General features: G+C 70.1%; 5 protein-coding genes. All 5 read right to left on the bottom strand.

Annotated features, from left to right (window positions below; genetic code table 11):
- Positions 1-25: 25 nt before the first annotated feature.
- From NA4_RS06935 to NA4_RS06915, 5 genes are read right to left on the bottom strand one after another with little or no spacing between them, the layout of a single operon-like run.
- A complete protein-coding gene (locus NA4_RS06935; RefSeq protein ID WP_067465726.1) occupies positions 26-3,676 on the bottom strand; it encodes an eCIS core domain-containing protein in 3,651 nt (1,216 codons plus the stop codon).
- 7 nt (positions 3,677-3,683) lie between these two features.
- Entirely contained in the window at positions 3,684-4,703 is a 1,020-nt protein-coding gene (locus NA4_RS06930) for a hypothetical protein (protein ID WP_067465721.1), read from the bottom strand.
- Positions 4,704-4,717: 14 nt separating this feature from the next.
- On the bottom strand, positions 4,718-8,182 hold the full coding sequence (locus NA4_RS06925) for a right-handed parallel beta-helix repeat-containing protein (protein ID WP_067465716.1): 3,465 nt from the start codon (positions 8,180-8,182) through the stop codon (positions 4,718-4,720).
- A gap of 10 nt (positions 8,183-8,192) precedes the next feature.
- Complete coding sequence (locus NA4_RS06920; RefSeq protein WP_067465711.1) at positions 8,193-10,439, bottom strand: hypothetical protein; 2,247 nt, start codon at positions 10,437-10,439, stop codon at positions 8,193-8,195.
- A gap of 1 nt (position 10,440) precedes the next feature.
- Positions 10,441-12,828, bottom strand: a complete 2,388-nt coding sequence (locus NA4_RS06915; protein ID WP_067465707.1) for a baseplate J/gp47 family protein — start codon at positions 12,826-12,828, stop codon at positions 10,441-10,443.

Raw genomic sequence — 12,828 nt, 5'->3', positions numbered from 1 at the left:
TTGCCGAGCTAGGACTTTCGCACGATCAGCCCGCCAACTCATCGAACACGCTGCTCATGAGGCCCCGGGCGTCGAGGGTAGGTTGGCGTACGACGATGTCGTCAACGCTGAGGTCGAGGCCGTTGGCTTCCGACCAGCGCACCGGGAACTCGACGCCGAGCTCCATGTTGGGCCCGAACTCCCCCAGCGTGCGCTGCCACGGCCCGAACGTACGCGAGACGTCGGTGACGAGCAGGTCGACTCCGATCGTCACTGAGGCATTGGCGCTGAGGCGGAACTTCGGCCGCACGTTGGTGGCCACACGTGTCTCGACGGCGAGGCCGCTGGTCGGGTTCCAGTCGATGTCGAGCCCGGCCGAGGCGTCTGCCTGGATGCCGAGCGTGCCCTGGAGGCCGACTCGGCCCTGGGCATAGGCGACCGCCGCCCGCGCGCGCAGACCACCGCCGACGTCGAGGGTGAGGCCCGCGTACGCCGGCACGAAGGACTCGCCGTGCCCGTGCAGTGTTGCGAGCTCCGGGTGGTCCAGGTCGAGCTCCGCGGTTATGGCGGCATCACGGATGACGCCCGCGCCGACATACGCCTCGAACGCGATGCGTGCGTCGACGAAGGCGAAAACGCCCACACCGACTCCGGCGACAGAGACGCCCCAGATGGGGAACTCGGGCGGTTCGATGTGCAGCAGGTCCTTGGTGAACGTCCGCCGGGGGAAGACCTCGAACTCCGGCGGCAGCGCGACGATTCCGCTGAGGATGACCCGATTGTCACGAGTGAGCTCGATGCCGGCGGTCCCCATCAGGACGTTGCCGAACCGGATCGTCACCATGCCCCGGCCCCACACCGTGACCGTCGTGGTCGGTGGCCCCTCGACCGGGTTGCCCTGCTCGTCGAGCGGCGCGTTGGTCGCGGTGAAGTTGAGGGTGCCGCTCGCGGGCCCCTTGGCCACCTGTCCCGCGGCCGTCATCGTGACGACGCCGTCGAGGTAGCGCAAAGCGATGACGCCGGTGGCACCGGGTGCGGCGAGCATGGCCTGGCCGGTGCCGCCGAAGCTCCAGACCCCCTCGGGGGTGCGCGTGGCGGCGACCGACATGGTTGCGTTCTGCACAGCGGGCAGGCTGGCGAACGGAAGCGGGATGTTGTTGGCGCCGATCCGCAGCCCTTCGTCGTGGGTGTAAGCGACGTCCACCACAGTGCCGGCCAACGGGGCGCCCAGGTTGATCATGCCGTTGAAGTCGAGGCGTTCGCGCGACACCAGCACGGTCACCGTCCCGGAGTCGACGCCCTCGATCTTGCCTTTCTCCACACCGAGGGTGCCGCCGGCGGTCAGAGTGTCGGTCGCCAGATCGTAGGTCGCCGTCACCTGCGCGGGCGTGAAGAAGTCGGCGTCGAAGTTGAACGCACCGCTCAGCTGCGGACCGTGCTCGGCGATCTCGGCTGTCAGCGATCCGGAGCCGAGGCCGTTGACGACGAACCCGGCGTACCCCTCGATGAACAGGCCCGGCGTCCCGACCCCCAATGACAGCGCGGCCTCGGTGACGGTGAGTGGACCGAGGCTGAGGTTGTCGGCCGGCACCGGGAAGCTCATCATGATCCGGTCGCCGTACAGGACGAGCGGCACGCTCAGGCCGGGGAACAGCGCCTTCGACGACAGCACGCTGCCGGTGCCGACCAGCACGCCTTCGGCGTTCACGCCCAGGTCGGTGAAGGCCAGCGGGCTGAGCGGGGCGAAATCCATGTAGGCGAACTGGTTGATGATCGACTGCCGCGAGAGGTAGCCCGCGATGCCCATCCTCGGGTCGCGCAGGACGTCGATGGTGCCGCTCTTCGCCGCGATCGGGTTCTTGGTCCCCTTGGCGACCTTGTTGATCACGACATCCAGGCGGAGCAGCCGCGTCTCCGCTTGGTCGGTGGAGCCGCCGAAGTAGGCGCCTCCGGTCACCCAGATGTTCGGGTACAGGAACGTCCCGCCCTCGACCTGCTCAGCTGCGTTGAGCCGCACCGTCCTCATGGCACCGCCACCAGGGCCGGGAAAGATGCGGACACGAGTGGGCTGTACGCCATTATTCTCCAGACGCAGCCCCGCGGCCACCAGGTCCGCCTCGGTCATGAACTTGAGGTGGTCGAGGTGAGCGCCGGTGTTTATCTGGTTCTGCGTCCAGAAGTCGGGTTGTGTCGTGTCGAAGCCGGAGCCTGCGGCGACCGTAGAGAACCGGATAGTCCAGACGCGCTTCATCTCGTTGACGTCGGTCGGCCTCTCTGTCTCCGGGATCGACGTCGACCCCACCTCGACGAGGATCGTCTTGAGGTCACGCTCGATGTGGGCCTTGAGCGCGCTGCCGACGGAGCGGTTGTAGCCCGACCCGAGAAGCCACATGTTGTCGGCGGCGTCGTTACCGCCGATCTGCAGCTCGAGGAAGTGGTCGGCGTCGAGGGTCGCGCCACGCCCTTGCAACGGGCTGCCAGTCCTGCTCCACTGCGGCCGTAGCAGTGCGTCCTGGTCGGACAGCTCGTCGAGGGTACCGATGAAGACGTGCCCACCGCTGTTCTTGAATTTCAGGTAGTAGACCGGTGTCGCGTTGCCGGTCCCGGTCAGTTGCGGCACGTTCGGGGTCCCCGCAAGCATCTGGTCCAGCTTGGCGCGCACGCCGGCCTTGAAGTTGGTGCGGGCGTAGGCTGTCCATACCTCATGGGCCTTGCTGTCGTCGCGTTCGCCCACCGGCCCCAGCGTGAACGGCGCCCCCACCGCCGGCACCTCCCGGCCCGGCGCCGCCACTGGCGTCACGAGTCCCCCGGCTGTGCCCTTGAGTGCACCCGCGACCGAGGGCAGGCCCAGCACAGGCAGCGTGATCATGCCCCGGCTCTTGCCCACGTTGGAGGTGTCGAGACCACCCCCGGGCAACCGGGTCGAGGCGAACGTCGTCGACGTCGGCGCCGTCTGGTCCTGCTCCTCCTCCTGCTGTGGTGAGGTCGTGCCGGTGCCTGGGGTGGGTGCCCGCTGCACCTTCTTCCGTACCCCTCCCCCGGCCTGCTGGACGGTGTGGGTGAGCTCGTGGGCGATCAGCTCGCGGCCGGCCAGCGTGTGCGGCCGGTACTCCCCGGTGTTGAAGAAGACGTCCCGTCCGACCGTGAACGCGCGGGCGTTCAGTGCCTGCGCGGCGCTCGCCGCGCCACTGTCGTGGTGCACTCGGACACTGGAGAAGTCGTGGCCGAGCCTGCTCTCCAGCAGGTTCCGGGCACCGCCGTCGAGGGCACGGCCGCCACCCGCCTGCATCCGCCCGATCAAGGTTTCGACGCCGGCAGGCGCAGTCGCTCCCGCGCTGCCGGCGACCGCGTCCCGTTGCGCGCGCTTGCCCGATGGCCGGTCTGCGCCGATCCGCGGCAGCGAGGGTGCCGGTTTGCGCTGCACAGGCTTGGCGCGGCGGGAGGCTGAGTTTTGCGGCTTATCCCGCGTGGCCGGCGGCAGCGGAGCGCGCTGCGCGCCGAGCGAGCTGATCGTCGGCGGGATGGCCACCGCTTCGTCGGCGCCGTGTCCGTGCACCGCCTCCCGGGCGACCTGGTCGGCCTCGCGTTCGAAGCGGTCGCCCGCCGCGCCGACGGCCAGCTTCTTCTGGATCGGTTTGTGCCCGGGTGGCTTCTTCGAGGGCTCTTTCGCCTGGGTCGCCACCTTGGCGCTGGGCACGGGTCCCCTACCCTTCGTCGACGACGTCGATCGTCGTGAGCGTCGCCGCCAGCGCCTTCCGGAGGGCGGCCCCGCTCCTGGCGTCGAGGCCGAAACGCCGGGCGAGTTCCTCGGGCTTCTGCCGGGGAAGGACCCGGATCTCCTCCCAGGTCGTCACCTCCGCGGCCCGCAGCGCCGCCGTCGCTGCTGTTGCGCTGCGGACGCCGGCCGCCTCGGCGTCGGGCTGGTGCGCCAGCACGGACGCGACGACCGCGAGCCGGCCGACGTCCGTCGGCCGGACCGCGACCTCCAGGCCGATCCCGCCGTCCGCGTGGTCCAGCTTCGTGACCTTCGGTGTCGTGTCGTCGGAAGCCGAGACTCGCACATGCGACACGGACAGGTCGGCGGCCCGCAGCTTCTCGAGCGTCTCGGTCAGTGATCCGCCGGGCTTCGGCAGCGGACCGGACGACGGTCGATCGCAGGGTCGCTGGGTCGGCGGCTCGGGGGTCGCTTCGCCGAGGTCGACCAGCCGGTACGGCGGGAACGACGTCGGCGCGAGGGTCGCCTCGTCGTCGCGGTGCACGACCTTGTCCCCGATCGTGACCCGCAGGGCCAGCGGACGGTCACCGTCGACGGACAGCGTGAACTCGCCGTCCGTTCCGGTCTCGATGCAGACGAGCGCCTCGTCACCGTCCATCAGCGCGACGACCGCTCCCGCGACCGGGTCTGCTCCGTCGATGACGTGGCCGTACACGCTCCTCATTTGCTCACCGGTGGGTGGCTCGGTGACCCGCAATCGTCGTACCTCGCCACGGACGACCTCCACCGCGGCCTGGGCTGCGTCGGCCTCCGCCCGCCGGACGAGTGCGGAGGCGTCGCCCCGAGCCTCGGTGCGCACAGCCTCCAGTCGAGCCTGACTGGCGCGCATGCCGACCATCGCCTCGGCGAGCCCGTTGCCGAGCAGCATCACCAGCCCGTGAGCCTCCCGCGCCTCGGGGATCTGTCGTTGCAGGCTCTTCAGGGTGCTCAGGGTTTCGTCGGTACTCACTCGCGTCCTCCTCTCTACCCGGTCAGGTTGTCGGTGTTGACGGTGCCGGCCAGCCCGGTCACTACCAGGCGCCCGGTCGTCTGGTTGAGCGCCGCGGTGCACCAGACCAGCGCAAGGGCCAGGACCGACACCAAGGTCGGCACAGCCTCCTGTCCGCGGTTGCCGTTCACGCGAACCGTCACACCGAACAGGATTGCGTTCGCGATCGCGAGCTCGCGGTCGAGCTCGACCCCGAATTGGTTGTCGGCGAAGCTCACGTCGTCCAGGGAGACGACCAATATCGACGACAGCGTCATCGGCGGGCCGGATGGCAGCGGCCGGTGCAGGCTGATCTGGTTGTCGTTGACCATCGTGGCACCTCCGTACCGGAAGCGCGACGCCACCGACGCTGCCGGCGGGTACGAGACCCTTCTGGTAGGCGAGCCCAACGTGGCGAACATCTCGGCCAGCCCGCCGATGTCACCCCGTCGCCGCCGTCGCTGCAGCATCAGCAGGTCCGGCGCGATCGCCAGGTTCACCAGGTTGACCGCGTCGCCGCCCAGCAGGTCGAGGATCCGCTCGACCTCACCCAGGTCGAAGCCCGAGAAGCTGGGCGACCGTAGCCCCTTCGCGTGGCTGAGGTGGGTGGTTGCTCTCGTCAGCTCGGCGAACAGCCGGCTCGGGTTGCCGCCCACCAGCCGGTTGTCGGCGACCGATACCGGGCCCAGGGCCAACGCCCGTAAGGCGCGTCCGGCGGGTTGGCTGATCATGTTGCCGTGAACGGTCAGGGCCGGGCCGTCGGCTCCTGCCATCGCACCGGCTCCCTCGAGGCCGATCGAGGCGCGCACAGTGGACACGTGCACGCCGGCGTTCGGGCCAGTTGCCGCACGTTTCACGTCGTGACGGCCGTTGTCCTCGATCCGGTTATCGATCACGCGGACGTCCTCGCCGTAGACGATGCCGATGCCGCAGGTGCCACCGCCGAAGTCGCTGCCGTTACGGACGATTTCATTGCCGCGGAACAGACAGTCCACGGCTATCGCGAGCGCGACACCGCCGACTGGGAGGAACGTGCGCATCACCTCGTCGCGCACGTTGACCTCGAACCGGACGCAGTCGGCCACCAGGTTGTCGACGAAGCTGAGCCGGCTCACGGCGACGGCGTCGCGTGCTCGGTTCGTCGTCGACATGCCCAGCGGGTACGTCGCGACGCCGCTGCTGCCCATACCGAGGATCCGGTTGTGCCGGACTTCCACGTCGTCGACGATCCCCTCCGAGACCGGGACCAGTACCTCGCGGTCGTCGCCGCCGCCGTCTGGGTCGACCGGCTCGACGCCGACGCAGCCCGCCGCGCCGGTGACGAGCCGGAAGCCCCGCAGCATACGGACGTACCCGTGTTTGACCGACCCGGAGTCACTGGCGGCGTACTTGCCGACGGCCCGATCCAGCACGGTCTCGGCGTCCTCGTCGAATGCAGCACGATCGACCCCTACATAGGTAATCGATCCGAAGGTGATACCGATGCCTGCGCCGTCCTCGATCAGGCAGTCGCGGATGGTCACGCCCTGCGACCCGCCGCCGATCTGTATGCCGCCGAGCGCAAGGCGCCCGGCGACCAGATTCACCTCACGCCGGGCGCGGATCTCGCAGCGTTCGACCACCAGCCGCCGGCCCTGCAGGAAGACCGCGGGGAGAGGCTCGAAGTCCGGTTGCCGGATCACCTGCGGGTAGGGCCCGGCCAGCAATCGGCAGTGCGTGAGAGTGGCACCGTCCATCGACCGTGCGAGCACGGCGCAGCCGACTGACGCGCTGAAGAGACAGTGGGTGACCGCCAGGCCGCCGTGTTCGATCGAGCTGTCGGAGGGGTCCGACTTGCCGGCCACAATGGCCGGCGCCACACCCGAGGTGAAGACGATCTCGGAGAAGGTGACCCTCGTCGAGTCGATGATGGTCACCAAGGGCTGGTCGGGGTCCGTGGGCACCCACATGGTCTTGCCGGGGCAGCCGGTGAACCGGAGGTCGCGGCGGCCCTCGACCATGATGTTCGCCGGGTGCTCCCCCGCCAGCAGGCAGATGGTGCCGCCCTCGGGCGGCACGAGGTCGACGGCGGCGGTGATCGAATCCACATCGCCGACGTTTGTGCCGGGAGGGCCGACCGTGACCATGCAACAGGTCCGGATTCTGTGGAGCGGCCGGAAGCGCTCGCGACAGTCGTGCACCTGACCGGTCGCCAAGTCGACGATGGCCAGCGGAGCCACGTGTCGCCGCGGACCGTGCGCCCGCATCCCGTCGTGCATCGCCCAAGGCAGCACCCGCGTGGGCGCGTCCGGCCGCGCCGACACCGTCCACCCATCGCCGGTCAGAGTCGTACCCGAGAACGTGACGGTGAGACCGGTGCCCGGCAGGGCGCGTGCCGTGCCTTGCGTGAAGGTCACATCCGGGTCCGCGCCGTCACCGCCGCCGGTCCAGACGCGGAGGTAGAGGTGCCGTTGCGTGCCGGACGGCGAGCCCGGGTCGATGGGCGAGGTGGAGAGCCACGCGAGCCAGTCGTCCTCGACGTCGGACCCAACGGTGATGGCACCGTCGTTGAAGCCACCGGTCACCCGGAAGAAGTCGCCGTCGAGCTCTGCGACCCGCTCGTAGTTGGGCAGCAGCACATCGCCGCGCAGTAGCTCGACGGTCTGCCCGGCGCGGGGCCGCAGGTACTCGTCGCGGGGCTCAGTGAGGAAGCGGATGGTCCTCTTGTCGGAGGCGACAGTGACCCGGTACAGCTGCGCGGCGTTATCCTCACCCCAGACGAAGTAGCCGGGCCGGGTGCGTTTGACGCGGTAGCAGTTGTTGCGGTTGCCGAGGTATCCCGACTCGACGGCCGGCATGCAAAGGTCGAGGTCGACGGCCCCGTCGTCGAAGCCGATAGCCAGCAGCCCAGAGGAGGCGATCGCGCCGGTCCGTGGGTCGAGCGACGCGGCGATGTCCGCCGGCAGAGCCTCCGCCAGAGCTTCGTGGCAGTCGTCAGCGGTGGTGACCGCCTGGCGCACCCGCCAGCACAGGCGGGTCCGGGCCGACCCGTCGGCGCCGCGCAGCGCCGGCTCCAGGAGCTCGGCGTCCTGGACGGCGGTGACGACCCGCTCCTCGACTTCGAGCCACACCACCACCCGACTGTCGGCAACCACGGGCTCGTCCTGAGTGAGCCAGTTGCTCGCGACCTGGTCGGCATACGGGAGCAATGCGGGGCTCTCAACGCGGGCGCCGCCCAGGTAGTAGCTGCCGGGGAGGATGTCGAACCCCGTGTGCAGGCCCGCAGGAACGACGATCTTGAAGCCGTCGTCGGGCGTGCCGAGAGGCGTGATGGTCTCGACGAACTCGGCATCGTGGGACCAACCGGCCAGCTCGGCGGCATGGTTCTCCTCGGCGTCGGTGGGCAACCGGCCCTGCTGGCGGAGGACGGTGCGAAACAGCTTGTCGCGATCGGCCAGGCTTCGGGAGACATCGGCAGTCATGGCACTTCCTTCAGGTCTGGACAATCAGCTGGACGACGGCCTGGATCGGGGCGAACTCGGCGACCTTGGCGGTCAGGTCGGCGAGCTTGATGGGGGCGAGCGCCCGGTTGTAGACGCCCATCTCTGTGCCACCCTCGCCGCCCTCGCGGACGGACTTGGGACACAGGTCGGCGAGGACCCCGAGCCCGGCGTCGCCGAAGCGCACGGACTCGAAGGATCCTTTCGCGAGGCCGGTGGGGAGCACCACGCACTCGTACTGCGAGGGCGTTCGCGCGCCGCTCCGCACCATCGAGAAGCGCAAACAGCTGTTCTGCGCGTCCTGCACCTCAAGAGTCCCGTTGATGATCGAGTTGTTGATATCGGCCCGGCCGATTCGGCAGTCACCGAGCACCGTGCAGCGATCCATCCGCAGCTCGGCCCCGGGCAGCGACAGCACCGGGTCGGCGTGATGCGGAAGCAGGATCGAGTCGACGAGGGTGATCCGGGCGGCGGTGCAGGCCACCGACGACCCGGTGCTGCCAGCTGCTTCGTGAACTGAGCCGAGGATGCAGCGGTCCAGGACGAGCTCCTCCACCTGACCCGCCACCACCAGCCGCACGTGAGGGATCACGCCGGGCGTGTTCCCGACCAGCGCGGCTTGGGTGCCGCCGGGGTCCAGCGTCACGTCACGCAGCACGACCTGGTCGAACGAGCCGGTCAGCCTGAGCTCACACAGTGACCCGCCCGTCGCGGTGCCGCGCAGCAGCGCGCCGAGCCACAGTCCGCTCAGCTCCAGGGACGCGCCAGCGACCAGGGCCCGGATCTCGATGGCAGCCTCGTCGGAGGCGGGCCTCAGGAGCACGAACGGCCGTTCGCGGTCGGCCGCCCACAGCCGCGCGGCAGCGGTCACGTCGATCCTCGAGTCGCCCGTCGTGGGCGTATAGGTGCGGCTGTCGCCGAATACCCGGTCGCCGGTGACGGCCGAGAGCACGGGCGAGGTGGTCCCCAGCGGCGGGGGTCCGGTGTCGGGCACGCGGTCGCTGCGGTCGTGGGTCCCAGCGCCGACGGGGTAAAGGATCCCGTAGTGCACCCGCCTGACCTCGAGCTCGTTGCCTCCCGGGGCCGCCGTGAGCTCCACCAGCCCCCGAGCCGGGTCTACCAGGGCTTCGACGTCGGCGCTGACTGTGACACCGTCGGCCCAGGCCGACAGGCCGGCGCCGACCACCGCGTACGGCGGCAGCGGCGCGCCCGCTCCGAGCGCGAGGCTGATGGCAGGCCCTGCCGCGTCCACATCGGCCAACAGCCGCGCCTTGGGGCTGTCCGCGACGAGCGCCGCCACCAGGAGACCGGTCGGGTTGCCGGCACCGTCGGCTGTCGCGGCAGCCAACAGATCGTCCTCGGACTCGAAGGTCCGGCCCACCATCGTGCCCCAACCCGGCCCGGCGGTGGCGGCCGACACCGACAGCCGGTAGAGCACTGCGTTGAGGCGACGGCAGGTGATGGGCATCCGGACATCCCACTCGCGGGGCTTGACGCAGTCCTCTTGAGTGAGGTCCCCCGGCTGGAAGAGAGGGACGTGACCGCGGCCCGAGGGATCGATGGTGTAGTGCGTGGCATCGAGTCGGAACGGTGTCACGTCAGCCAGCGGGAACGCGTACTTGCGGTAGCAGAACAGATTGACCGTCGGGACGTTGTACCGACCGCGGGTGCTGCGCCCGGGCCGGAACTCCGGCCGGTAGGCGACGTCCTCGAAGGGGCCGCCGAGCACGTCGCCGATCCGCGTCCGGCGCAGGTCCGGGAAGCCGCCGCGCGGTGTGTGGGTGACCGGTCCGGTCGGGAAGACGCGGTCCAGCGCGTGCGGGTAGCGGAACAGGTGCTGGAAGGCCTCCTGGGCGGCGGCGTCCCAGTCGGCGACCTCCTTGGCCAGCGTCTCCAGCAGACGCGGGGTTCCCGCACGCCGGCGGTAGGCCAGTGTGTGGCCGACATCGGCCCGTCGCCCGGCCGAGTTGAGTGGGTGCAGCAGACGGGTGCCGAGCAGCTGGCCGATGTACGCGACCGCCCAGTCGTCGGCCTCGTCGATCCTGCTGTCGGCAATGATCCGGTCGATGCTGCGGCGCTCGATCGCTGCCTGATCGGCAAGGATCTGCACCAGCGCGCGTAGCTGTCCGGGAGGCTCGGCGATCCCGTCCTCGTGGCGGTGGATCTCCGGGACCAACGCCCAGAGCTTCTCGGCGTAGTGCCGCTCGTAGTCGTCGTGCGCGGGACGCGTGCCAGCCATCTCACACCACCTTCCCGTGAGTGAGGAAGTCGAAGTAGCGCGCCGGACCGGGGACCATCGCGGAGGGCATCGGGCCCGAGGTGAGGGAGATCCCATTGACCCCGGCGACCCCGGCGACGCTGTGCGCGGCGGCCACCACGTGGCTGTGGAACACCGGCCCGCCGATCGTCAGCCTCGAGGGCGCGAGGAACCCCGTAACCTTGCCGAGCAGCGCGGTCGTCACCCCGGCGAGCACCGTCTCGACGACGAAGCCGTTTTTTACCGCGATCGACACGTCGAACCGGGGGACGACGACCGGTGTCGCCAGGCTCACGGTCACCGGTACCCCGGGTGCCGACCGATCCCGCAGGTAGGTCGCCAGGTCGGGCGACGGGTCGCCGGAGTCGGCGACGATGGCAACGTCGATGGTCATGCAGAGCCGGGAGGTGTCCCAACGTTGGGCGACGGAGGCGTTGACCACACCGCTGAACGAACGGGCCAGCGCCAGGTAATCCGCCGCGGACACCGCGCGGCCGAGGCTGAGCATGGCGTCGGGAGCCGTGTGCCGGATGTCGTCGGCAGACTCGGCGTCCGCCCCGCCGTACGGCGGCAGCGACGACACCCGGGTGAGGTCGCGCACCGCCCGTGCCGCCTGTCTGATCCCCCCTGGGGGCGGCTTCGCCGCCCCGGCGCCGAAGCGGTAGCCCGCCACGACGTTGGCGACGCCGGTGGGCAGCCGACTCCCCGTGACACCGTCGCCGAACTGGATCGTCGCGGTCCCGTCGGACGCCATTCGTACGGCGTACACCCGGTCGTCGGGCCCGGTGCCGTACAGGGTCTCGACCCAGGTCCAGTAGCGGCCGTCGACGGCGACGTCGAGGTGCGGACGCCGGCCGCGCCCGGCGCACGCGTCCGCCACCCATGTCAGCGGCTTCTTCTTCAGCGAAAACGACTGGAAAGCCTGGGCGGCGTCGCCGGACCCGAGCACCTCGCGCGTCACGGTCTCGCCACGGACCGCGGTGACGACGTTGCCGAGCAACCGGACAGGTGTTGGGAGCGGAGCAGGGAACGGTGGGCTGTCCTCGGTCGGGACGAACCGCCCGCGACCATCGGGCCAGGCGTCGACCCTGCCCTCGACGAGGGCGCCTGCCTGCCCGGCGCCGACCGCGATCGCGTGACCGTCGACCGGCGCGTCGCCCAGTGCCGCGACCACGGGCTGCAGGTTGGGCCGCAACCGGAGATCGGCGAGCGTGCGCGTCGGCGCGGCGGGACGGACGAGGCGTCCTAGTGGCCGCGGCAACGCGTGGAAAACGATGTCGCGACCGCCGAGCGCTTTTTCGAGGGCAGGGAGCGTGCCGTCGAGGCCGAACTCGACCAGGGATGTCGGGTAGGTCTGGGTGATGGCCCCGGACCCGACCGTGACAGTGTGGTCGAATCGGGCTGCGGCCGTGATCGTGACCGCGTACATCCCTCCGCCGACCTCCAGCGCCGCGACACCGCCCGCGGCCAACTGCGCGTAGAACGTGTCGAGGACGACCCAGCCCAGGCCATCTTGGCTGCCGGACGCGGTCGTCACCGGCACCTCGCTGCCCACGGCGTTGCCCGAGACACGGTTGGCACCGTCCACCAATCCGGTGAGCGGGGCACGCAGCCCCAGGACGAATGCCCGAAAAAGCGAGAGCTTCAGCCCGGTGCCGAGTTGCGAGGTGTCGACATCGGGCCCGAACCTGATCCGTTGGTACCGCCCACCGTCAGGGTGGTTCTCGGTATCGACCGACGCCACGGTCGCAGCGAACCTGGCGTGCCCGTCGAACGTGACGGCGACGACGTTCCCCCTGGCCGGGCCCTCACCGGGCCGGAACCGCATCGTACCGTCGTACGCGTCCCGCCGGTACGGCGCCAGCGTCCAGGCACTGCGCTGCGGCCACAACGTCGCAGCGTCGAGGGTCTCGAAGACCTGCGGCGGCTCGGTGCCGAACGCCTCACTGCGGAAGCCGGTGCGAGCGCTCATGTCGACCGGGGTGTCGCCGCGCACCTCGAGGGCGAGCCGGACGGCGGCCGCCAAGGCCGGCCGGGGTTCGTACCCCAGCAGGGACACGATCTCCGCGACTGTATCGGTCGCCTGTGCCGTCGCCAGGTAGGCCCGCTCGGCCAGGCGGGCGTCGTAGAAGGACAGCACGTCGAGGACGTAGGCCCATAGCTCCAGCAGCATCACGCCGAGGTCGCCTTCACGGTCGGCCGTCCAGCCGGCGAGCTCCTTGTGGTCAGGGTCACGGATCGACCGCAGCATCGCCGCACGCCACTGGGGGAAGGTCGCGGTTTGCCGGGCAAGCCTGCTCATGCCCGGCTGGATCACCGTGCGCGGCGGGTGAGGCTGCGGTGGGCAGCAGGTCGGCGGGTCGTACTTCAC

The sequence above is a fragment of the Nocardia amamiensis NBRC 102102 genome (assembly GCF_001612745.1).
Taxonomy (GTDB): Bacteria; Actinomycetota; Actinomycetes; order Mycobacteriales; family Mycobacteriaceae; genus Nocardia; species Nocardia amamiensis.
This window is presented reverse-complemented; position numbering and strand designations above follow the sequence as displayed.